The following is a 22426-nucleotide window of genomic DNA, read 5'->3' as shown; positions in this document are numbered from 1 at the left end:
AGCGGTTTTCCGAAATGATCATGCGCAGAACAGCAACCTAACGCAGATTCGTTTCCAAATTTAGAGAAGCCGGTAAAGGAATTCGTCGTGGCAACGCGAGCTAAGAAAACCGTCAAGGGCAAAAAGGCAGCGAAGAAGGCCGCCAAGAAAGCCACGAAAAAGGCCGTGAAGGCGCTTGCGCGCAAAGCTGCCAAGAAGGTCAACAAGACGAAGAAGGCGGCCGCCAAGAAGGGCGTGAAGAAGAGCGCCGCGAAGACGGCAAAGAAGGCCCCCAAGAAAGCTGCGAAGAAGCAGGCCGCTGCCAAGACGGCAGCGAAGAAGGCGGCCAAAAAGCCTGCCAAGACTCCAGCGAAGACCAAGGCTCCTGTGAAGAAGGTGGCCAAGAAGGCGGAGGTGACTGCGCCTGTCCTGATCGTCGCGCCAGCGCCTGTCGTCGCTACGCCGGCGAAGGTGATGAAGCCCAAGGTGTCGAAGCCGAAGGCGCCGGCCGCGCCGAAGTCCGTCGCAGCTCCGCAAGCTGCCGCTCCTGCCGCGGCTCCCTCGCGCGACAACGTCTTCTACATCACCACCGCGATCGCCTATCCCAACGGCGCCCCTCATATTGGCCACGCCTATGAAGCGATTGCGACCGACGTGCTGGCGCGCTTTGCGCGGCTCGACGGCAAGGACGTGTTCTTCCTGACCGGCACCGACGAGCACGGACTGAAGATGGTCCAGACCGCCCAGAACGAGGGCCTGACACCGGCCGCGCTCGCGACCCGCAATGCAGGCCGCTTCAAGGAAATGGACGAGCGGCTGAACGTCTCGTTCGACCGCTTCATCCGCACCACCGAGGAGCAGCACCATAGCTCGAGCCAGGAAATCTGGCGGCGCATGGAGGCGAATGGCGACATCTACGCCGACACCTATTCCGGCTGGTACTCGGTGCGTGACGAGGCCTATTACGCCGAGGACGAGACGCGTCTGAACGATGACGGCGTGCGGCTCGGGCCGCAGGGCACGCCGGTCGAATGGGTCGAGGAGAAGAGCTATTTCTTCCGCCTCTCGGCCTATCAGGACAAGCTGCTCAAGCTCTATGCGGACAAGCCCGATTTCATCGGGCCGGACTCCCGCAAGAACGAGGTGGTGAGCTTCGTCAGGAGCGGCCTGCGCGACCTCTCGATCTCGCGCACCACTTTCGATTGGGGCGTGAAAGTGCCCGGCGACGAAGAGCACGTGATGTATGTGTGGGTCGACGCGCTCACCAACTACATCACCGGCGTCGGCTTCCCCGACGAGAGCGACAAGAACTGGCGCTACTGGCCGGCCGATGTGCACATCATCGGCAAGGACATCATCCGCTTCCACGCGGTGTACTGGCCGGCGTTCCTGATGTCGGCCGGCATTCCCGTGCAGAAGCGGGTCTATGCCCACGGCTTCCTGTTCAACAGGGGCGAGAAGATGTCGAAGTCGGTCGGCAACGTCGTCGACCCCTTCAATCTCGCCGACCAGTACGGCGTCGACCAGATGCGCTATTTCTTCCTGCGCGAGGTGCCGTTCGGACAGGACGGCAACTACAACCACGAAGCCATCGTCGCGCGCATCAATGCCGATCTCGCCAACGATCTCGGCAACCTCGCGCAGCGGTCGCTGTCGATGGTCGCCAAGCAGCTCGGCGGCGTGTTGCCCGAGCCCGGCGAATTCAGCGACAACGACAAGGCGATCCTGGCGATGGCCGATGGCATGATCGCCGCGTCGCGCGAAGCGATGGCGACGCAGCAGATCCATCAATGGCTCAATGCCGTGTGGGCCGTGGTTGCGGAAGCCAACCGCTATTTTGCGGGCGAGGCGCCGTGGGCGCTGGCCAAGACCGATCCTGCGCGGCAGAAGACGGTGCTTTACGTCACCGCCGAAGTCGTGCGCCAGATCGCGATCCTGGCCCAGCCGGCGATGCCGACCGCGTCCAACCTGCTGCTCGACAGCCTCGGCATCCCCGCAGGCGAACGCAATTTTGCGATGCTCGGCGGTGACAAGCGGATCGCACCCGGCTCGACGCTGCCGGCGCCGACCCCGGCGTTTCCGCGCTACATCGAGCCGGCGGCCTGAGGCGCAACGATGCTGGTCGACAGTCACTGCCATCTGGATTTTCCGGACTTCGCGGAAGATCTCGACGGGATCGTCGCCCGTGCACGTGCGGCCGGAATCGGCCGCATGGTCACGATCTCGACGCGGGTGAAGAAGCTCAACCAGCTTCTCGCCATCGCCGAGCGGTTCGACGACGTCTATTGCTCGGTCGGCACCCATCCGCACAACGCGGATGAGGAAGACGGCATCGCGCCGGACGAGCTGATCGCGCTGACGGAGCATCCGAAGGTGGTCGCGCTCGGCGAGGCCGGGCTCGACTATTTCTACGACAACGGCTCGCCGGAGGCGCAGGCGAGGGGCTTTCGCGCCCACATCGCCGCCGCCCGCACGACCGGCCTGCCGCTGGTGATCCACACCCGTGAGGCGGACGAGGACTGCGCCCGCATCCTCGAAGAGGAGGCGGCGAAGGGATCGTTTCGCGCCGTGCTGCATTGCTACACCGGCGGGCGCGAACTGGCGCTGAAGGCGGTGTCGCTCGGGCTCTATATCGGCTTCACGGGCATCCTGACCTTCAAGAAGTCGGAGACCTTGCGCGCACTCGCGGCCGAATTGCCGTCCGACCGTATTCTGGTTGAAACAGACTCGCCTTATCTTGCGCCCGGCAAGTTCCGGGGCAAACGTAACGAGCCGGCCTATGTGGTCGAGGTCGCCAAGGTGCTGGCCGAGACGCGCGGCGTGTCGTTCGAAGAGATCTCACGCCAGACAAGCGAAAACTTCTTCCGCCTGTTCTCCAAGGTGAAAGCTTAAGGACTGGGAGCCGCATGACTCTAACGCTGACGATTCTGGGGTGCGGCTCCTCCGCCGGCGTGCCGCGCCCGGCGCTCGGCTGGGGCGCCTGCGATCCCAACAACCCCAAGAACCGCCGCCGCCGCTGCTCGCTGCTGGTTGAGCAGACGTCGAGCCATGGCACCACGCGCATCGTGATCGACACCTCGCCGGACCTGCGCGAGCAGCTCATCGACACCAATGTCGACCACATCGACGCGGTGTTCCTGACCCATGAGCATGCCGACCAGACCCATGGCATGGACGACCTGCGCTCCGTCGTTCTCCACATGCGCAAGCGCATTCCGACCTATTTCAATCAGTCGACCGCGAAGGACATCATGGCGCGGTTCTCCTATTGCTTCATCTCGCCGGAGGGCAGCGATTATCCGCCGATCCTGACGCGGCATTCGATCGAGGCAGGCGGGAGCCAGATCATCATCGGCAAGGGCGGGAACGTGACCATGACCGCCTTCCTGGTCCAGCACGGCAACATTCCCGCGCTCGGCTATCGTATCGGCAACGCCGCCTATACGCCCGACCTCAACGACATTCCGCGCGAGAGCTGGGGCGCGCTGGAAAATCTCGATCTCTGGATCGTCGACGGCCTGCGCTACAACGGCCATCCCAGCCATTTCAGTATCAACGATGCATTGTCCTGGATCGAGCGCTTCAAGCCGAAGCGCGCCGTCATCACCAACATGACCGCCGATGTCGACTACGAGGTGATCCGGCAATCGCTGCCCGCGGGCGTTGTGCCGGCCTATGACGGCCTGCGGCTGGAGACGCACTGAACTATCCAGTGGAAATTTGCCGCAGGGCGGCATGCTCCTTGCTTTCGCGAACCCCATCGTGTTGGTCTAACGTCTGAAAGACAGACGTTGGCTGCTGGCGATAATCAAGCTTGATTGCGCCGCAGAATGAGGATGGGAGGCCGCGTGGCAGGGCACGGCGACGACGCAAATTCTGTTGGACTGGTCCGGCGTGCTCTGGATCTGCTTTATCTCGGCTCGGGTATTGCGGCAGGCGTCTTCCTGGTTGCGATCTTCGCCATCATGATGGTGATGTCGATCGGCCGGCAGTTCGCACTCAACATCCCCGCCGGAGATGATTTCGCATCCTGGTGCATGGCCGCAATGGCCTTTCTCGGCCTCGCCCACACCTTCAAGCGCGGTGAGATGATCCGCGTCGGCTTGCTGCTGGAGCGCCTGCACGGGCGGACCAAGCAGGTCGCGGAGATCGTGGCGCTCGGTATTGCCACCGCCTTCATCCTCTATTTCACGCGACACGCTTTGCAGATGACGTACGATTCCTGGCGCTTCAACGACGTGGCTCAGGGTGTGGTCGCGATGCCACTCTGGATTCCGCAGCTCGGTTTTGCCGGCGGGCTCGTGATCCTGTCGATCGCGCTGATCGACGAGATGGTCAATGTCGTCGGCGGCAAACGGCCAAGCTATGAAAAGGGCTCTCCAGACGAGACGCCGGAAGAGTTCGTCGAACGCATCTCGCAAGGCGGCGGAGGTTGACCATGGCCAATCTCGGCATGATCGAGCTCTCCTTCATCCTGCTCGGCGTCATGATCCTGCTGCTTGGAAGCGGTGTCTGGATCGCGGTCTCGCTCGGACTCGTCGGCTTCGTCGCGATGGCGCTGACCACGAGCCTGCCGCTCGGCTCGGTGCTTGCGACCACCACCTGGAGCGCAAGCTCGTCCTGGACGCTGGCCGCGCTGCCGCTGTTCATCTGGATGGGGGAGATCCTCTTTCGCACCAAATTGTCGGAGGAGATGTTCCGGGGCCTGTCGCCCTGGGTACAATGGCTGCCGGGGCGGCTCACGCATGTGAACGTGATCGGCTGCGGCATCTTCGCGGCGGTCTCGGGCTCTTCGGCCGCGACCTGTGCTACCATCGGCAAGATCGCGCTGCCCGAGCTCGACAAGCGCGGCTACGACAAGGGGCTGAGCCTCGGCTCGCTCGCAGGCTCGGGCACGCTCGGCCTGCTGATCCCGCCCTCGATCCCGATGGTCGTCTACGCGGTCACGGCGAACGTCTCCGTGCTCCAGGTGTTCCTCGGCGGCTTCCTGCCGGGTGTGCTCGTGATGGTGCTCTATTCCGGCTACATCATCATCTGGTCGCTGCTGAACCCCGCCAAGGTTCCGCCGCGCGATCCGCCGATGCCGTTTCGCCGAAAGCTGCAGGAGTCCGCCAAGCTCGTGCCCTGCCTGCTGCTGATCCTCGCGGTGTTCCTTTCGCTCGTCCTCGGCTTTGCGACCGCAACCGAGTGCGCGGCCTGGGGAGTCGCCGGGGCACTGCTGCTGGCCTGGTGGAGCGGCACGCTGACGCGCAAGAATTTCCTCGAGAGCATCATGAGCGCGACGCGCCTGACCTGCATGATCATGCTGATCCTGGCAGGCGCGGCCTACACCACGGCGGCTATGGCCTACACCGGAATCCCGGCCGCGCTCGCGACCTGGGTACAGGGCCAGCAGCTCACGCCCGGGATGCTCGCGCTGTATCTGAGCATCATGTACATCATCCTGGGATGCCTGATCGACGGCATCTCGATGATCGTGCTGACGGCCGTCATCGTGCTGCCGATGGTCAAGCAGGCCGGGCTCGATCTGGTCTGGTTCGGCGTCTATCTCATCATCCATGTCGAGATGGCGCAGATCACGCCGCCGGTCGGCTTCAACCTGTTCGTGCTCCAGAACATGAGCGGCCGCGACACCTTTACCGTCGCGCGCGCGGCGTTCCCGTTCTTCGTGCTGCTGCTCGCCGCCGTGTTCATCATCACCGAATATCCTCAGATCGTTATGCTGCTTCCAAAGCTTGCTTTCCCCGACTGATCTAGTTCGCCTGTGAGGAGAAGTCCTATGAAGTCTCGTCTCGTTCGCGCCGCCCTGTTTGCCGGCGCCGTGCTTGCCGCAACGCCCGCATTGGCCCAGACCAAATGGAATCTGCCGGCGGCATATCCCGCGGACAATCCGCACTCGGAAAATCTGGTCGCATTCGCCAAGGACGTCGAGGCCGCAACGTCAGGCAAGCTTCAGATCACGGTCCATCCGGGCGCATCGCTGTTCAAGGCGCCCGACATCAAGCGTGCGGTGATGACCGGGCAGGCACAGATGGGCGAGGTACTGCTTTCGATCCACGAGAACGAGGACCCGATCTACGGCGTCGACGTCGTTCCGTTCCTCGCGACGAGCTTCCCGGATTCGATGAAGCTCTATCAGGCCTCCAAGCCCCTGATTACGAAGAAGCTGGAGGCGCAGGGGCTCAAGCTTCTGTTCGTCGTGCCGTGGGCGCCGCAGGGTGTCTATGTCAACAAGCCGTTGGCCTCGATCGAGGACATGAAGGGCCTGAAATGGCGTGCCTACAATGTCGGTACGGCGCGCATCGGCGAGCTGGTCGGCGCCCAGTCGGTCACCATCCAGGCGGCCGAGCTGCCGCAGGCGCTTGCGACCGGCGTGGTGAATTCCTTCATGTCGTCGGGCGGCACCGGCTACGATTCCAAGGCCTGGGAGTCGCTGAAATATTTCTATGACGTGCAGGCCTGGATCCCGAAGGACTACACCTTCGTCAACAAGGCCGCGTTCGATGCGCTCGACAAGCCGACCCAGGAGGCGATCCTCAAGGCGGCCGCCACCGCCGAGACGCGCGGCTGGAAGGCCTGGGAAGAGAAGGCCAATTGGTACATCGACCAGCTCAAGGCCAAGGGCATGACCGTCGAGCCGCCCAGCGCGGCGCTGAAGGCGGGCTTCCAGAAGGTCGGCGAGCAGCTCACGGCCGACTGGCTCAAGAAGGCCGGGGCGGACGGCCAAGCTGTGGTCGACGCCTACAAGAAGATGTAATGGCGAGAGCATCGTGACGCGAGCGGTCAAGGTCCGCTCGCGCGTTCCGTCACCACGCGTAGCGCAGCACGGCCTTCCCGGTATAGGCGCGGATCAGGCTCGACAGCTCGCTGTCGAAGTTCGCCGAGGCGGACCAGCCGTTCAATGCGCGCAGCTCGAACGCCACGCCTGCGAGCGCAGCGTTCGGCGCCAAAGCCGTGCCGCCGGCGATCAATCCCTGACCGGGCAAGCCTTGACCGGTCAAGGTTTGGAACGCAGCCGGGACCGATTGCCCCGCGCTGAAATCATGCGCCCAGGCGAGCCGGCCGCGCAGGTTCACGACGCTTCCCAGCAGCGCAAGCGACGTGCTGGTGCGCAGGCCCAGCTCAGCGCGGCTGTCGGTGAAGCTGTCGCTGCCGGGCGCGGCCGAAACCGCATTGGCCGCCTCGGGCGGCTGGGCCGCATTGGAGTTAGAGGAGGGCAGTCGGAACGTGGTGATCTGCGCCGCCGCATAGGGCGCGATGCCGAGCCAGCGCGTGGCAAACCGGTATCCGCCTTCGAGGCGGCCGGAATAGGCGTTGGCGTTGATCGGCGCGGCGAGCTGGTCGGAGCCGGCCGGCGTCACCTGATGATCGTTGCTGATCGCTTGCCAGCCGTAGGCGAGACCGGTCGCGACATAGGCTGATCCGATCGAGTGCCGGACGAAGGCGCCGGCCTGGAACAGATCGGAGCGGCCGCTGGAAAAATTGTTGGCGAAGCCGGTGCCGCCGCCGGCCAGCGCAAAGCCCATCCGGGTCTGCGGCGAGAGCGAATAGTCGGCGCCGACCACGGTGCCAAAGCTGCGGCTGGACGCGCCGGTGTTGCCGGTCGAGACCTGCGAGCCGCCGAAGCCGGCGGCCCAGACGCTCCAGTGCGGAACTGCAAGCGACGGCCTGCCGTAGATCGCGCCATAGGCCTCGCGGCCGATGCCGCCATGCGTGCGGTCGTTTCCGAGATCGGCGTAAGCGGCGAGCTCGGCGTCCAGCTCGGCAGGGCCGATGCCGCGACCGTCGATGGCGGGATCGAGCAGCGCCTGCGTGAACTGGTTCATCGCCAGAAACGTGGCCTGCGCCGTCTCGCCCTGCGAGGCGCCATCGGAGCCGCCGCCAAAGGCCTGTCGCATGCCGAAGCGCCCCGCGCCGGCAAGTCCCGGTGGCTCCGCGTTCCAGCCATAGTTCGGCTGCATGTTGCCCGGGCCACCATTGCCGTTGCCGAACGGCGCTCCGCCAAAACCGGTAGCTTGCGGGCCGCCGAACATGGGGCCGCCTATGCCGCCACCAAAATTGTTGCCGCCGAAATTATTGAAACCGTTGCCGGGCGCGCCTGGACCCGGAGGGCCGAAATTCTCGGCGCCGCCGAACGGGCCGTATTCGCGCATCGCCTGCGCCTGCGCGGCGCCGGGCAGCAGCAATCCGGCCGTCAATAGCAGCAGCGCCAGACGCGCACGCACGTCTGCGCTCAAGACACAAACCGCATGAAGCGCCCCAACCGTGTCGGACGCCGGCCGCGCAGCCCGCGCGGCGAATCAAGTGGAAACAGCGAATCCGACCGAGTGGAATCGTAAATGCGTCTCTAACGTTTTCCAATCTTTTCCTGTCTTGTCTCGATGTCGTCGTACATGCACGATCGGTTTCAGTGCGAATCGCGATGACCGCGGAGACACGAAGTCAATCCGCGTTTTTACGTGACCAGGTGATGCCGGCGTCAGCTCAGGCCGTGATGGCCTTGGCCGAGCCGACCTCGTTGCGCAGCAGGAATTTCTGGATCTTGCCCGTGGACGTCTTCGGGATCGGTCCGAACACGATCGCCTTCGGCGTCTTGAAGCCGCTCATTTGCGAGCGGCAGAAGGCGATGATCTCGGCCTCGGTCGCGCTGGCGCCGTCCTTCAGCTCGACGAAGGCGCAGGGCACTTCGCCCCATTTTGGATCGGGCTTGGCGACGACGGCCGCGAACAGCACGGCCGGGTGCTTGTAGAGGACGTCCTCGACCTCGACCGAGGAGATGTTCTCGCCGCCGGAGATGATGATGTCCTTGGAGCGGTCCTTGATGATGACGTAGCCGTGTTCGTCGAGCACGCCGAGATCGCCGGTGTGAAACCAGCCGCCCTCGAAGGCTTCCTTCGTCGCTTTCTCGTTCTTGAGGTAGCCCTTCATCACGATGTTGCCGCGGAACATGACCTCGCCGATGGTCTCGCCGTCACGCGGCACCTCCTGCATGGTCTGCGGATTGATGACGGTGACGCCTTCCTCTAGCGGGTAGGGCACGCCCTGCCGCCGCTTCATGCGTGCGCGCTCGGCGGCGGGAAGATCGTCCCAGCCGGGCTGCTCGGCGCAGACGGAGGCGGGGCCGTAGACCTCGGTCAGGCCGTAGACATGCGTCAGCTTGATGCCGATGTTTTCGGCGCCTTCCAGCACAGCGACCGGCGGTGCCGCGCCCGCGATCAGGCCGACGACGCGGCGCGCCGCATCGCCTTTCGGCGCATCGGGCGCGTTGATCAGCGTGTTGTAGACGATCGGTGCGCCGCACATGTGGGTGACGCCGTGCTGCCTGATCAGCTCGAAGATCCTGGTCGGCTCGACCTTGCGCAGGCAGACATTGATGCCGGCGGCGGCCGCGATGGTCCAGGGGAAGCACCAGCCGTTGCAATGGAACATCGGCAGCGTCCAGAGATAGACCGGATGCTGGCCGAGATTGCCGGCGAGGATGTTGCTGACGGCGTTCAGATACGCGCCGCGATGATGCGTGACGACGCCCTTGGGATTGCCCGTCGTGCCCGAGGTGTAGCTCAGCGCGATCGCGTCCCATTCGTCCTTCGGCGGGATTGCCACAAAATTCGGATCGCCTTGCGCGAGCGCCGCCTCGTACTCGATCTCGCCGATGCGCTTGCCACCCTTGAAGGCGGCATCGTCGACGTCGATCACGAACGGCTTTGGCCCGCTCATCTGCGCAAGCGCATCGGTGATCACGCCGGAAAACTCGGGATCGACCAGAATGATTTTGGCGCCGCCATGATCGAGCTGAAACGCGATCGAGGGCGCATCGAGGCGAATGTTGAGTGCATTGAGCACGGCGCCGGTCATCGGCACCGCAAAGTGCACCTCGTTCATGGCCGGGATGTTCGGCAGCATCGCGGCTACGGTGTCGCCGACGCCGATGCCCCTGCCGGCGAGATACGACGCAAGGCGCCGGCAGCGCTCGTAGGTCTGCGCCCAGGTGAAGCTGCGGCCCTCATAGACCGTGCTGATATGGCCGGGATAGACCGCGGCGCTGCGCGCGAGGAAGCTCAGCGGCGACAGCGGCACGTAATTGGCGGGCGTTTTGTCGAGGCCGATATTGTACGGGTTCTGCCGCTCACTCATCGACACCCTCCTTAAACCGCGTCAAAGAAATCCGATCGAGATCCAGGGGAAGATCGCGACGACGATCAATCCCACCAGCAGCGCCAGCAGATAGCCCCAGATCGGCCTGATGCCCTCGGCCGGGTCGACGCGTCCAATGGCGCAGGCGGCATAATAGCCGACACCGAAGGGCGGGGCGAATAGCCCGATACCCATGGCCAGAATGATCACCATCGCATAGTGCACCTCGTGCACCCCGACGGCGCGGGCGATCGGAAACAATAGCGGCCCGAACAGCACGATCGCCGGGATACCCTCCAGCACGCTGCCGAGGATGGTGAAGGCCAGGATCGACACGGCGATGAAGGTAGCGGCTCCGCCCGGCAATCCCGTCATCGCCGCAGCCAGCGAGCGCGAGAAGCCTGACTGGGTCAGGCCCCAGGCCATGCCGGTGGCGGTGCCGATGATCAGCAGGATCGCGCCCGACAGCGCAGCGGTCTCGACCAGCATCGGAAACAGCCGCCGCCAATCGAAGCGGCGGTAGACCAGCAGGCCGACCAGCGCGCCATAGACGATGCCGATGGTGGAAACCTCAGTGGCGGTCGCAATGCCCTCGACCACGGCGTAGCGGATCACGAAGGGCAGCGCGAGCGCGGGCAGGGCGACGACGAAGGTCTTGCCGATCTCGGACGCGGTGGCGCGGCGGACATGGCTCATGTCCTCATGGCGGTAGCGCCACCACACCAGCATGCACAGCGTGATCGCGAGCACGACGCCGGGCAGCAGGCCGCCGGTGAACAGCGCCGCGATCGAGACGCCGGTGACCGAGCCGATGGTGATCAGCACCAGGCTCGGCGGAATGGTTTCGGTCTGCGCGCCGGTTGCCGCCAGCAGCGCGACGAGATCGCCGGGCTTGGCACCGCGCTGCTTCATCTCCGGGAACAGCACGGGCGCGACCGCGGCCATGTCGGCGGCCTTGGCGCCTGAGATGCCCGAGACGAGGTACATGGCGCCGACCAGCACATAGTTCAGGCCGCCGCGGACATGGCCGAGCAGGCTCGCCAGGAAGGCCACCATGGCCCGCGCCATGCCGGTCATCTCGATCAGGAGACCTAAGAACACGAACAGCGGCACCGAGAGCAGGATGAGGTGGCTCATGCCCTCGTCCATGCGCCCGACCAGCACCATGACCGGCGTGCGCGTGGTCAGCGCCAGATAGCCGAAGATCGCCAGGCCGAAGCCGAACGCAATGGGAACGCCGGCAAAGACGCAGAAGCCGGCGACGCCGACGAAGAAGATGACGAGGTTGAGATTGCCGAGCGGCCGCAGATAAGGCTGCGCCAGCCAGAACAGGCCGACGATGACGGCGACCGTTATCACGGCCGACAGCACCATCCGGTAATCGGCGGCGCGCAGCAGCCGCAGCAGTCCGAACAGCGCCATCAGGCAGATGCCGACCGGCAGCGCCGCGGCGCGCCACATGTTCGAGATCTGCAGCGCCGGCGTGGTGATGAAGCTTTCCTCGTAGGCGTATTCGGCCGATGGCCACACGATCAGCGCCAGGAACGCCAGCGCCGCGCAGGTCGCGACCATGTCGAGCCAGGCGCGCACGGCCGGCCGCGTGCTGGCGACGATCGCGGTCATGCGCATGTGCTCGGACCGGCGGAATGCCACCGCCGCGCCGAGCATGGCGAGCCACAGGAACAGGATCGAGGCGAGCTCGTCCGACCAGATCAACGGCCGGTGCACGCCGTAGCGTGCGACCACGCCGGCAAACAGGATGACGATCTCGGCGACCACCAGAATGGCCGCCGGGATCTCGACGGCGAGGCCGAGGATGCGTTCCAGCGAGGCCAGCACGGAAGATCGGCGAGGGGGCTGACCAGCCACCTCGCCCACCGTTTCGGTCACCTGAACCTCGACATGAGCCATGACGGCCCCAACGCGTTACGACAGCTTGCCGACGGCCTTCTCCAGGAGGTCCCAGGCCTGGTCGCCATACTTGCCCTTCCACTCGGCATAGAACCCGGCCGTGCGCAGCTTGTCGCGGAACGGCGCGACAGTGGGCTGGTTGAAGGTCAGACCTTTGCCGGCGAGCTCCTGCTGGAGGTTCGCATTGAGCTTGGCGGTATCCTCGCGCTCTTTGACGGCGGCGGCGTTGATGTTCTTGGCGACGATGGTGCGCACGTCCTCAGGCAGAGCGCTCCAGGCGCGGCGGTTGGCCAGGAACCAGAAGCCGTCCCACATGTGGTTGGTCAGCGAGCAGTACTTCTGCACCTCGTAGAGCTTTGCGGTCGAGATGATCGCCAGCGGGTTCTCCTGGCCCTCGACGATCTTGGTCTGGAGCGCGGAATAGACCTCGGCGAAATTGATCGAGGCGGGCGCTGCGTCGAACGCCTTGAACATCGAGGTCCACAGCGGCGACACCGGCACGCGGATCTTGAAGCCCTTGAAATCGTCCGGGCCGGTGATGGGCTTGGTCGACGACGTGGTCTGGCGGAAGCCGTTGTCCCAGATCTTGTCCATGACCTCGAGGCCGGCCTTCTTGATCTCGCCGCGGACGTAAGCGCCGAGATCGCCGTCCATGGCCTTCCAGACCGTGTCGTAGTCCGGGAACGCGAAGCCGATGCCGTTGATGGACGCGGCCGGCACCAGGGTCGACAGGATCAGGCCCGACAGCGTGAAGAACTCGACGCCGCCGGAGCGGATCTGGCTCAGCATGTCGGTGTCGGAACCGAGCTGGTTGTTCGGGAAGATCTGCAGGTCGAACTTGCCGTTGGTTTCGGCCTTGATCGCCGCCGCCATCTCCCGGGCGCGCACGTTCATCGGATGGCTGTCCGGCAGGTTATTGGCGTATTTGTAGGTGAACTCGGCGCTCTGGGCGCGGGCCACATGGGGCGCACTGAGGCCGCCCAGGACCGCGGTCGCGGCGGAGGCCTTGAGAAGCGTGCGGCGGGAAAAGCTCATGGGTCTGCTTCCTCGGAAGGTTTGTTTTTGTTGTGAGATGCAAACCTATACGGACGGACGGTCAGAAGGTCATCTGCGATCTCGCGGAGCCACGCTTATTGCAGCCGGACAACGTCACGGCAATATCGGCTTTCGCCACATGCGCCGGATTCAAAAATGCGAAAACAACCCCATGCACAGTAGCCGTCAAGCGTTGGCGGGACGTTTGGCGGGCTGAGCGGAAATGGCGCTGGAGCGAAGGCGCGGCGGCAGGAATTCCGCCTAAATAACTGATCTAATTGGATATAAATATATTCCATAATATACCTTATGCGAATTATGGATATGGCGATCCGGATTGGGGTGTCGTTTCTCGTTCGATCTGAGTCTTTCTGCTTCAATCGGAGTCTGCCGCCGTTGCAACCGGCCGACGCGGCGCTGGGCTGCACCCAAAGGGCCTACCTACGCGCAATCATCTCACGCCCCGATCCCAAATCGGGCGATTTCGCCCCTAGTTCCCATCTACCGAGAACGCGAGCAGCACGTTGCCCGGCAAGGTGCCGTAATTGGTGTAGCCGGAATTGACGTAGAGCATGCCGCCGGCAACAACCGCGCCTGGACCATCGAGCGAGCCGCCATGCCCGGCTGCGCCATTGACGGTCGTGTAGTCCTTGATTGTGTCGACGTCCCAGATGATCTCGCCGGTCTTGGCGACGTAGGCGCGCAGGTGCCCGTCGAGTCCGCCCGAGAAGACTACGCCGGGAATCGCCGTGACCGCGGCCGACTGAGCTGGACTGCAGCCGGGCTTGTCGTTACAGCCCGGATGCGGCGTGTGCCACGCGACCTCGCCCGTGGCGAGCTTGAGGGCAAACAGTCCGCCGCCCTGGCGCGGATCCATCTTCAACTCGCCGCCCATGATCGTTTTCTGGGCTCCGGGCGTGCCAGGTGCCACGCGTTCAAGGCCGACGTCCGACAGCGCGACGTAGACATTCTCGTCATCGACGGCCATGCCCCATTGCACGCCGCCAAGCGTGGTGCCCTGACCTATCCGGCGCTGCCACACTATCGCGCCACCATGATCGGGATCGAGCGCGTGCACCATGCCCGACTTCTGTCCCGCAATCAGCGCGCGCTTTCCGTCCGCAAGATCGACCAGGATCGCAGACGAGCCGAAGTCGAAATCGGGCCCCTTCTTGTCGGGACAATTCGCGCGATATTGCGAGCTGCATGCGACATTGTAGGCATCGCTCGTGGTCATCTGTCGCGACCATTTGAGGTTTCCATCCACTAGATCGAACGCCACAAAAGCGTCAGATGTGTCCTGTGCGGGATTCGAATAGCTGTCGCCCGTGGTCGCATAGATCGTGTTCGTCTTGACGTCGACCGTCGGCGCGGACCAGATCGCGCCCCCTGATGGCCCGAAGAGTTGTACGCCCATCGAACTGATGCCTTGCGCTTGCGCGGGCGGGGAGACGTAGCTGCGCCATTTCACCTCTCCAGTCGCGGCGTCAAGCGCGACTATCAGCCCGCGAAAGCTGCAGCAGCCATAACGTGGATCGGCCGCCAGCGCCTCTTCGAGCGAGGAAACCGGCACATAGAGGATGCCGTCCGCAAGGGTCGGCGCACCGGTGATCATGGCCGCTTGATGCTCCTCGACCCGACGAGTCCACTTCAGCCTCCCGGTCTCGGCGTCGAGCGCATAGGCGTTGCCGCGCTGATCGCCGAAATAGGCCGTTACACCGCGCTCGTCCTCGCCGATGGTGACAGCGCTGCGCACGCCAAAGCCTGCATCGAACACCCAGCGCTGACATCCGGTGCTGGCGTCGAGCGCATAGACCTTGCCGCCGGCGCTGCCGACGAACAGCCGGCCGCCCCAGACCGTCGGCTGCGCAAAGGCCCTGACGTCACCGGGAAAACCGAAAGCCCATTTCAGCTTGAGGCGCGAGACATCGTCGGCCGCAAGCCGCGCGGTGTCAGCGGGCTGGAAGCGATGCTGGCGGATGTCGACCCCCCAGCCGTTCCAGCGCGGCAGCGCGGCATCGGCAAGTTTGGGTCCATCGTCGCGGCATCTGGAATCGGGTAGTTCAAACGCAGGTGCCGGCGTGGTGCCCTTTAAATAGCGGGTGATGGCGCCGATCTGATCCTTGCTCAGATCCCGCCCCTGTGCGCTCATGAGCCCGTAGGCGATCTGAAAGCCGATCCGCTGGTCGCTCAGCTGCCGCAGTGCATCCCTGTCGGGCGCCCGCGCCACGCCGCCCTCATGACACGAGGCGCAGCGTTGCTGATAGAGCGCCTCGCCGGACTGGGCCGTTGCCTCCTCTGCCCCTGAGCATGAAATGCCGATCATGGCGAGAAGCAGGCCAATCGAACACTGCAACCAGATAAGGCCAACCGCATTCTCGGATGACATCGTTCTCCCCCTATCGACAGGGATTTTTCCATTCAAGCCGGATCGCGAACACGGGTGACCGGGCGAGCTACTTTCCTTCAACCCCGCTGGCAAATCCGTAGACGCGGCGGACACGCACGTAAGCTTGTCATACTTCGCCAAGGGCAATTGATATGCAGAAGGCTCGGTCGTTCAGAGATGAGCGCGCGGCAATAGCCAGCTCATGATCTTTTCATACGGATCGCGATGACTGCGGACGAATGCGTTCTCGTTCTGCTGCGCGGCGGTCCTGGCGAATTCAGAGATCGCCCCCATAGACTGCCGTTTATCCTTCGGAAGCTTCGCCCATTGACGAATGATCTTCCGGCGGGCTTCGCGTTGGTTGTCCCTTGCGTCAGGCATCGGTGCGCTCCTGAAGTGGATTTGCTCCTGCTCAGCCTATGGTAGCCAACATGAACGCCATGCTCGTGTCCAGAGCGCAGTTTGGATTGCGGTGAGATCGATCTCCGCGCGCTTTCACCGAAACCAGAGCAGCCGTTCGAGCCGCTCGGCGAGCCCGGCGTCGGCCTGGAATGAGCGGCCGGTGTTGATCCCGGCGCGCCGCTACTGCCGCTCCCAGCGTCGCTTCAACGCCTTTCCGAACTGCTCGGCGCTCTCAAATCGCGCCGTAGCTGATTATATTATGGGGTTGAGGACCCGCGGCGATAGGTTGCACGCAATTTGCTGCGATGCGGTAATCCGGTTCTCCGAATGTCCGTTCTGCGACAAAAGCTACCCTCCTCGACCAAGCGCGTTGTGACCAGAGCGACTCCGATTGAACCAGCATTGACTCCGATCGAAGCCGAAAATAGCGCCTGAAATGCCTGCCCTTTTCCGCACGCCGACTCAGATCGAACGAAAAACGACATTGGGCGCCGCTTGGCGTTGGACTGCTGAAATCCCTCCTCAACCTCCGGAGCTGCCTTGCAGGCCGCGGCCGTCGCGACGGATCGCCGCCGCGCGGGCCGCTGCTGTGCGGTTCTTCAAAACGGATGACGCTCATGCGACGCGCGTCTCCCGAGATTGTCCGGCCGCGGGAATCAGGACGGCGCTGCGAAGTCGTAGGAGATGCGTCCGGCCGGCAGATAGAACAGCGCGATGACGGCGCCGCCGCGGACCTCGGGATAGTGGCGGCTGCCGGGATCGGGCGCCGTCCAGCCGGGCCCCTGCCAGCCCTGCAGCCCCTTCAGTTCGGCCCCCACGTCCAGAGGCACGACCAGGTTCAGCTCACCATAGGGGTGACCGTGATACTGCCCCCGCAGCACGTCGTGGTCGTCCTCGTCCTTGAAGCGTCGCGGATCGGTGCTGTTCATGTAGACGGCCGTGATGCTGAACTGGAACGTCTCGGGCACGGGCTCGAGGATGCGGCTGCGCCGGTAGTTCGGACCATCGACCTCCTGGTTCGCCGCCCAGCCTTCCTCGACCCCGAGCTTGATGAGGCGAGCCAGGTCCTGGTAGAGCCGGCTGCGTTCGCCGTATGTTTCATTGAGCCACCGCTCCATCTCCGCGCCGGGCGTCATATCCTTGACCTCGCGCAGAAACGGAATGCTGCACTGAATCAGCTCGTCTCGGCTTCCCATGGTCTTGTCCTTTCCATTTGGGTTGCGCATTGGTCATCGAACCCCGCGAACGAGGCGAATTCCGCGAGGTCCGCGCGCGGCATCAGCCTGCCCCGGGTTTCGTCCCGGGCACGGCCGATCGAGATGCCGCACACCACCATCTGCTGGGCCGGGATCGACAGCAGCGGGCGCAGGATCCGGTCATATCTGGAGAACGTCTCCTGCGGACAGGATTGAAGCCCGTGGCCTGCCGCAGCCAGCAACACGTTCTGAATGAACATGCCGAGGTCGAGCCAGCTTCCGACCTGCAGGCGCCGGTCGATCGCGACGATCAGCCCGACCGGAGCGCCGAAGAAAGCATAGTTCTTCGCGGTTTGCCGGCTCCGGGCTTCGATATCGGCCTGGGCGACGCCGAGCGAGCCGTAGAACAATCGGCCGAACTCCTGTCGTCGGTGCAGATAGGGTTCAGGCAGGTCGCTGGCGTAATAGCTGTATTCCGACACGTGCTCGTCGCGGGCCGTTTCGTGCGCCTCGCGCAGCGCCGCCGACACCCTGTCCTTGGCGGCGCCCGCCAGCACGTAGACGTGCCAGGGCTGGATGTTGGCGCCGCTTGGCGCAAACCGCGCCACGCGGAGAATCTGCTCGATGGTCCCTCGCCCGACCGGCGCGCCCGAGAATTCGCGGCATGCAAAACGCCCTGCGATGATCTCGTCGATACTCTGTGCGGTTGCGCCCTCACCGATCATGACTTCTTCAGGAACGGACATCCGCCCTGCTCCATCGGCCGGAAAGCTTCGTTTCCCGGTATCGTCGCCAGCAGCTCGTAATAGTCGAACTTGTATTTGGACCGCTCGGGTGCCTTGACGCGAAACAGATACATGTCGCGGACCAGCCGGCCGTCGTCGCGGATCCGGCCGTTTCTGGTCATGAAATCGTTCACGGGCATTTCGCGCATCCTGGCAGCGACGGTCGGCCCATCCAGCGTGCCCGCCGACTGCACCGCTTTGAGGTAGTGCATCACCGCGCCATATGTGCCGGCGTGGATCATGGTCGGCACCTTCTGGGTCTTCGCGATGAAACGCTTCGACCACGCGCGGGTGTCCTCGTTCAGGTCCCAATAGAACGCCGAACTCAGCATCAGGCCCTGGGCGCTCTGGAGCCCGAGACTGTGAATGTCGGCGATGAAGACGAGCAGCCCGACGAGTTTCTGGCGCTGGGTAATGCCGAATTCGCCGGCTTGCTTGACGGCGTTGACGAAGTCGCCGCCGGAGTCGGCGAGCGCGATCACGTCCGCCTTCAACGATTGCGCCTGGAGCAGGAAGGAGGAAAAATCCGGCGTGTTGATCGGATGTTTCGCCGCACCGAGCACCTTGCCGCCGACGGTGTCGATGACCTTGCGGCTGTCGGCTTCGAGTTGGGCGCCGAGGGAGTAGTCGACCGAAATGAAGTACCAGGAGTTTGCGCCGAGACGCGACATCGCCTTCGTCGTTCCCTGCGACAGCGCGTAGGTATCATACGTCCAGTGAATTCCGGTCGGCGAGCATTCGTCGCCAGTGAGGCGGGACGTGGCGGCGCCGGTGGCGAGGAACAGCTTCTTCTTGTCGCGCGTGATGCCCTGCACCGCCAATGCGACCGCAGAATTCGGCACGTCGAGAATGACCTCGACGTTTTCATTGTCGAGCCATCGCCGCGCGATTGTCGCGCCCACATCCGCCTTGTTCTGGTGGTCTCCCGCGACGATCTGGACGCTGCGCCCCAACACCTGACCGTTGAAATCGTCGACGGCCATTTGCGCCGCGACCACGGAGCCCTGACCGCCATTGTCGGCGTAGAGCGAGGACATGTCGGTCAGGACACCGAGCTTCACCGGCCCCTCCTGCGCGCTGGCCGGCGCTGTCAACAGCGCCAATGCTAGCCCGAAAGCTCCGATCGATGTCCCGCAGGATGTCATGGTCCGTCTCCTCCAAATCCGGCGCCGGGATCATGACGGGATCGCGCAATTGCGGAAGTGAAACTCTTGCAGAGTGATCCTGAACCGCCTTCAGGTTGGCGACGCGTGCGGCCTGGCGTCGCGGTCCGGGCGCCCTGCTCGGTTGCGTCGGTTGCGCGTATTTGCCTCGACTGCAACAGATCGCAGTAACGCAACGGGCGCGCGCGCCGTCATCTCGGCGTGGGAACTCGATCTTTCTTGCCAACGAAATCATCGACGTAACGGCGGCAATAGATGCTGGCGCCACCGCAGCGAAACTCGGAATGGTCGCCGATCTCGCCACGAAGATCGTGCGGTGAAGTTGGTATCGGTCTGACCAGAAGGCTTGCGCAACCTCGCCGCAATTCAGGCTAGCGCAAGAGTTGAATTTGTATCATACTGCTATGTTGAGAATAGACAGCGCCCGACGTTTTGAAGTGCTCTATCTGCCAGGCAAGTTGATTTCGGCAGGAGGCCCTAATGAAGATTGCGCTTATTTCTCCGCCTATCATGGATGATTTCTGGGGCGAGCCTCGACCCATCGCGATGGATGCGGTGCGGGAGTGCCCACCCTACGGAATCTATCTTCTGCAAGCCGTGTTGCGGCAGGCGGGACATGAGGCACTTGTCATCGACCTGATTGCAGATGGCTCCAACTCGTTGAAGCCCTATGTCCACGATCTCGCCGACTGCGGTCTGATTGGTATCGCCGCGACGTCGATGTCCTGGCCGACGGCATGCGACGTTGTTTCGCAAATTCGGGATTTGCAGGCCGACATCCCGATCGTGTTGGGTGGAATTCACCCGACCATGTTTGATCGATATATCTTGTCGACGTTCCCGGTCGACTACATCGTCCGCGGCGAGGGTGAAGTTGCGCTGACCTCCTTGTGTGCCGCCCTTGAAGCCGGCCGCGGCATCGAATCGGTGCCCAATCTCTCGTGGAAGGACGCGGACGGTCGGATCTTCCGCAACCCAGCAGGCTCGAAGATCCATAAGGAGGACCTGGGACAGTACCCAATTCCGGACTTCGGCCAGCTGCCGATGAAAATCTACAAGGGGCTGTCGATCGAGTCGTCTCGGGGCTGCGTGTTCGACTGTTCGTTCTGCAGCACGTCCTACCGGCGAAGCTGGCGGGGAATGCCCGCTGAGATCTTTGTCGATCGTCTGCAGGAAATGATGCCGCAGGTCGAACGAACCGAGCTGGGCATGATTCATGTCATTGACGACGAATTCTCCATGAACCCCAAGCGAGCGATCGAGATTACCGAAGTCCTCCGCCATCGTGGACTGACCGCAAGCCTGGTCTATGACTCCCGCGCCACGGACGTTCTTTACGACGGCTTCATTCCGGCGATCGCACCGTTCACGGGGCAATTCCTGATCGGAGCGGAATGCGGCTATGACGCGGGGCTGGAGCTCATTGGCAAGGGTACCACAACTCGGATTCTGGAAGACGCCGCTCGCCTGCTGTACCGGCACCATCTGTCAGAGCGGGCGGATTTTTCCTTTATCCTCGGACTTCCCTGGGAGACCGCAAAGGAAGTGCGCCAGACATGCTCGTTTGCGTCCCATTTGTATGCGACGTACGGCGTTCGAATCCTGCTGCAATGGTACTGCCAGATCCCGGGCTCGAGGCTCTGGGATGCAGACCGCGCGGCGGGGTTGGTGAACGAGACGATGTACAATGATTATGGGTTCTTCCGGGATCTTTATCTGTTTCGCGCGGGCGTGAAGTTGGATCCCGCTGAGATCTGGCAGATTTCCCAATCTGTTGAAGCGTTGCAGCACATGGCGCGCATTCGCCACCCGGATCAGATCATGGTCGAATACGGCCACCCAGAACCGATTGCGCTCTATTTCCCCGAGTTCCTGATGGGACCGGCTTGCGATGGCCTCTCGAATCTCCGTGAGGTCGCAAGTCCGCCGAGGGGCAAAACTGATCCCATCCAGGTGGACGTGATTGCTCATGCACCTGTCTCGCTGGATCGGCCCCTCAGGCACTTTGGTGTCTGATTGATCTCTGACGGACTACCGACTAGGAGGACAAGATCATGCCCGAACAATACATTCCTCAATCGGAAGAGGAGCAGAAGTTTGGTGAGCTGGTCGAGCGGATATTCAGCGATCCAAAGTTCGCCAATTCGATGAGAACCAATCCGGAGCGCGCACTCAAGTCGGCGGGCTACGAATTGAGTGCCAAGCAAAGGAAAGCGCTGGCCAAGCCCAATATTTACGACAAGTTCGAGACGCCCGAGCTTTCCGTGAATCTCTCCATCGTCAAACCGGTTGTGCGCATTCTCACCAAAGGCACCAAGCCCGTCGTGAGAGTCGTGACCAAAGGCACCCAGCCCGCGGTCTCGGTCGTTACCGGTACTGTTGTCGCTGTCCGTGAATCCAGGTCGCCGACCCTCGAAGTCGTGGGCGAGAAGCCGACCAAGGCCAAGCGCGGGCGTTCAGCCTCCAGGCGACGTTGAACACGTCTGTTGTTGCCAGTGACGGCGGAAAAGACCGAAGAGGCTCCCGCTCGCTGGGGGATCATATCGCTTGCCGCGTTGCTGGCGGTCATCATTGTGCCGCCATCAATCCTTTTGTCAGCCAGCGCGTCGCCGAACGCCCTCATCCTGGGCGCAGGTATCTGGGCTGTTTCGGTCGCCGTCAAACGGCTGGCTGGCGTTCCTCTGGACAGGCAACTGCGGAAGAGAAACACCAGATCGGAAATAGCAGCCGGCTTCCACGGAGCCTTCTCCGCGATCTGCGAACTTGGCCTGGCGGCAATCTTTCTGCGCACGTGGGATGATGCGCGGTTCGTCGACGTATTGGCCTTCGGCGCGGGGGCGGGCTGCACCGAAGCACTCTATGTGCTCTGTTTGGCTTTCACCGCCGCCAAAAATCGAACTGACGAGTTGGCCTGGATCAACGGGGCGACGCAGTCCCTTTGGGTCCGCTACACGGTGCCGCTCGAGCGCTTGCTCGCAGCAATCGGCCACACCGGATCGCGCGGACTTGTGTGGTTGGGCCTCCAACTGTCCGGATACCAGGGCGTGATCTTCGTCGCGCTCGCAATGACGACATTTACGATGGTCGACGGGGTCGCGGCCTACGGACTGCAGAAAAAGTGGAACTGGAGCGACCCGACGATATGTCGACGCACGCACCTCTTCTTTGGCAGTGTGAGCGTGGCCGAGTTGTCGATATTCCTTTTGGCATATTGGTTGTTGATGCCTTCATTCTTGCCAGGCTGAGCGCGTGACCGGGCTTGTCACGTCCTGGCGCCGGGATCATGACGGGATCGCGCAATTGCGGAAGTGAAACTCTTGCAGAGTGATCCTGAACCGCCTTCAGTTTGGTGACGCGCGCGGCCTGGCGTCGCGGTCCGGGCACCCTGCTCGGTTGCGCCGGCTCGGCGTATGGCCTTAACTGGACAAGATC

Annotated in this window: 18 protein-coding genes; 9 read left to right on the top strand and 9 right to left on the bottom strand. The window is 63.3% G+C overall.

Annotated elements, in window-relative coordinates; translation table 11 throughout:
* Positions 1–87 precede the first annotated feature (87 nt).
* The 6 genes from metG to VGR99_RS34045 all read left to right on the top strand — a co-directional run bounded on the left by metG (position 88) and on the right by VGR99_RS34045 (position 6736).
* Positions 88–2085, top strand: coding sequence for a methionine--tRNA ligase (gene metG / locus VGR99_RS34070; protein WP_326904333.1), 1998 nt, complete (start codon positions 88–90; stop codon positions 2083–2085).
* Positions 2086–2094: 9 nt separating this feature from the next.
* Positions 2095–2871 (top strand): TatD family hydrolase, encoded by a 777-nt coding sequence (locus VGR99_RS34065; protein ID WP_326904332.1) that lies wholly within the window; start codon positions 2095–2097, stop codon positions 2869–2871.
* A gap of 14 nt (positions 2872–2885) precedes the next feature.
* Positions 2886–3683 (top strand): MBL fold metallo-hydrolase, encoded by a 798-nt coding sequence (locus VGR99_RS34060; RefSeq protein ID WP_326904331.1) that lies wholly within the window; start codon positions 2886–2888, stop codon positions 3681–3683.
* Positions 3684–3809: 126 nt separating this feature from the next.
* Positions 3810–4415, top strand: coding sequence for a TRAP transporter small permease (locus VGR99_RS34055; protein ID WP_414645207.1), 606 nt, complete (start codon positions 3810–3812; stop codon positions 4413–4415).
* Positions 4416–4417: 2 nt separating this feature from the next.
* Positions 4418–5731: a TRAP transporter large permease subunit gene (locus VGR99_RS34050; protein WP_326904329.1), complete on the top strand. Its 1314-nt coding sequence runs from the start codon at positions 4418–4420 to the stop codon at positions 5729–5731.
* Between the two features lie 27 nt (positions 5732–5758).
* Complete coding sequence (locus VGR99_RS34045) at positions 5759–6736, top strand: TRAP transporter substrate-binding protein (RefSeq protein WP_326904328.1); 978 nt, start codon at positions 5759–5761, stop codon at positions 6734–6736.
* Positions 6737–6785: 49 nt separating this feature from the next.
* On the opposite strand, the gene VGR99_RS34040 is transcribed toward VGR99_RS34045, so the two are convergent.
* The 9 genes from VGR99_RS34040 to VGR99_RS34000 all read right to left on the bottom strand — a co-directional run bounded on the left by VGR99_RS34040 (position 6786) and on the right by VGR99_RS34000 (position 18976).
* Entirely contained in the window at positions 6786–8204 is a 1419-nt protein-coding gene (locus VGR99_RS34040; protein WP_326904327.1) for an autotransporter outer membrane beta-barrel domain-containing protein, read from the bottom strand.
* Between the two features lie 259 nt (positions 8205–8463).
* A complete protein-coding gene (locus tag VGR99_RS34035; RefSeq protein ID WP_326904326.1) occupies positions 8464–10113 on the bottom strand; it encodes an acyl-CoA synthetase in 1650 nt (549 codons plus the stop codon).
* A 21-nt stretch (positions 10114–10134) separates the two neighbouring features.
* The gene (locus tag VGR99_RS34030) at positions 10135–12024 is read right to left on the bottom strand and encodes a TRAP transporter large permease subunit (protein WP_326904325.1); all 1890 of its coding nucleotides are present in this window, start codon (positions 12022–12024) and stop codon (positions 10135–10137) included.
* A gap of 15 nt (positions 12025–12039) precedes the next feature.
* Positions 12040–13059, bottom strand: a complete 1020-nt coding sequence (locus VGR99_RS34025) for a TRAP transporter substrate-binding protein (protein WP_326904324.1) — start codon at positions 13057–13059, stop codon at positions 12040–12042.
* Between the two features lie 490 nt (positions 13060–13549).
* Complete coding sequence (locus VGR99_RS34020) at positions 13550–15589, bottom strand: PQQ-binding-like beta-propeller repeat protein (RefSeq protein ID WP_326904323.1); 2040 nt, start codon at positions 15587–15589, stop codon at positions 13550–13552.
* Between the two features lie 30 nt (positions 15590–15619).
* Positions 15620–15829 carry a hypothetical protein gene (locus VGR99_RS34015; RefSeq protein WP_326904322.1) on the bottom strand — a complete coding sequence of 70 codons (210 nt, stop codon included), beginning with the start codon at positions 15827–15829 and terminating at the stop codon, positions 15620–15622.
* 677 nt (positions 15830–16506) lie between these two features.
* Complete coding sequence (locus VGR99_RS34010) at positions 16507–17046, bottom strand: DUF4863 family protein (protein ID WP_326904321.1); 540 nt, start codon at positions 17044–17046, stop codon at positions 16507–16509.
* On the bottom strand, positions 17025–17771 hold the full coding sequence (locus VGR99_RS34005) for a nitroreductase (RefSeq protein WP_326904320.1): 747 nt from the start codon (positions 17769–17771) through the stop codon (positions 17025–17027). The genes VGR99_RS34010 and VGR99_RS34005 overlap by 22 nt, the downstream gene beginning before the upstream one ends.
* Positions 17768–18976 (bottom strand): ABC transporter substrate-binding protein, encoded by a 1209-nt coding sequence (locus VGR99_RS34000; protein ID WP_326904319.1) that lies wholly within the window; start codon positions 18974–18976, stop codon positions 17768–17770. Before VGR99_RS34000 ends, VGR99_RS34005 begins: the two co-directional genes overlap by 4 nt.
* Positions 18977–19474: 498 nt before the next feature.
* On the opposite strand from VGR99_RS34000, the gene VGR99_RS33995 reads away from it, so the two are divergent.
* The 3 genes from VGR99_RS33995 to VGR99_RS33985 are packed head-to-tail and all read left to right on the top strand — an operon-like array spanning position 19475 to position 22239.
* Complete coding sequence (locus VGR99_RS33995; RefSeq protein ID WP_326904318.1) at positions 19475–21010, top strand: B12-binding domain-containing radical SAM protein; 1536 nt, start codon at positions 19475–19477, stop codon at positions 21008–21010.
* Between the two features lie 38 nt (positions 21011–21048).
* Entirely contained in the window at positions 21049–21471 is a 423-nt protein-coding gene (locus VGR99_RS33990; protein ID WP_326904317.1) for a hypothetical protein, read from the top strand.
* 9 nt (positions 21472–21480) lie between these two features.
* Positions 21481–22239 (top strand): hypothetical protein, encoded by a 759-nt coding sequence (locus tag VGR99_RS33985; protein WP_326904316.1) that lies wholly within the window; start codon positions 21481–21483, stop codon positions 22237–22239.
* The last annotated feature ends 187 nt before the right edge of the window (positions 22240–22426 follow it).

The sequence above is a fragment of the Bradyrhizobium sp. genome, assembly GCF_035935975.1.
Taxonomy (GTDB): Bacteria; Pseudomonadota; Alphaproteobacteria; order Rhizobiales; family Xanthobacteraceae; genus Bradyrhizobium.
Note: the sequence above shows the minus strand (reverse complement) of the source record. Positions and strands in the feature narration are given on the sequence as shown.

Excerpts from the sequence above, each read along its gene's own strand:
- VGR99_RS34065 (WP_326904332.1), top strand. The coding sequence starts at position 2,095 with ATGCTGGTCGACAGTCACTGCCATCTGGATTTTCCGGACTTCGCGGAA.
- VGR99_RS34060 (WP_326904331.1), top strand. The coding sequence starts at position 2,886 with ATGACTCTAACGCTGACGATTCTGGGGTGCGGCTCCTCCGCCGGCGTG.
- VGR99_RS34055 (WP_414645207.1), top strand. The coding sequence starts at position 3,810 with ATGAGGATGGGAGGCCGCGTGGCAGGGCACGGCGACGACGCAAATTCT.
- VGR99_RS34050 (WP_326904329.1), top strand. The coding sequence starts at position 4,418 with ATGGCCAATCTCGGCATGATCGAGCTCTCCTTCATCCTGCTCGGCGTC.
- VGR99_RS34045 (WP_326904328.1), top strand. The coding sequence starts at position 5,759 with ATGAAGTCTCGTCTCGTTCGCGCCGCCCTGTTTGCCGGCGCCGTGCTT.
- VGR99_RS34035 (WP_326904326.1), bottom strand. The coding sequence starts at position 10,113 with ATGAGTGAGCGGCAGAACCCGTACAATATCGGCCTCGACAAAACGCCC.
- VGR99_RS34030 (WP_326904325.1), bottom strand. The coding sequence starts at position 12,024 with ATGGCTCATGTCGAGGTTCAGGTGACCGAAACGGTGGGCGAGGTGGCT.
- VGR99_RS34025 (WP_326904324.1), bottom strand. The coding sequence starts at position 13,059 with ATGAGCTTTTCCCGCCGCACGCTTCTCAAGGCCTCCGCCGCGACCGCG.
- VGR99_RS34015 (WP_326904322.1), bottom strand. The coding sequence starts at position 15,829 with ATGCCTGACGCAAGGGACAACCAACGCGAAGCCCGCCGGAAGATCATT.
- VGR99_RS34010 (WP_326904321.1), bottom strand. The coding sequence starts at position 17,046 with ATGGGAAGCCGAGACGAGCTGATTCAGTGCAGCATTCCGTTTCTGCGC.
- VGR99_RS34005 (WP_326904320.1), bottom strand. The coding sequence starts at position 17,771 with ATGATCGGTGAGGGCGCAACCGCACAGAGTATCGACGAGATCATCGCA.
- VGR99_RS34000 (WP_326904319.1), bottom strand. The coding sequence starts at position 18,976 with ATGACATCCTGCGGGACATCGATCGGAGCTTTCGGGCTAGCATTGGCG.
- VGR99_RS33995 (WP_326904318.1), top strand. The coding sequence starts at position 19,475 with ATGAAGATTGCGCTTATTTCTCCGCCTATCATGGATGATTTCTGGGGC.
- VGR99_RS33990 (WP_326904317.1), top strand. The coding sequence starts at position 21,049 with ATGCCCGAACAATACATTCCTCAATCGGAAGAGGAGCAGAAGTTTGGT.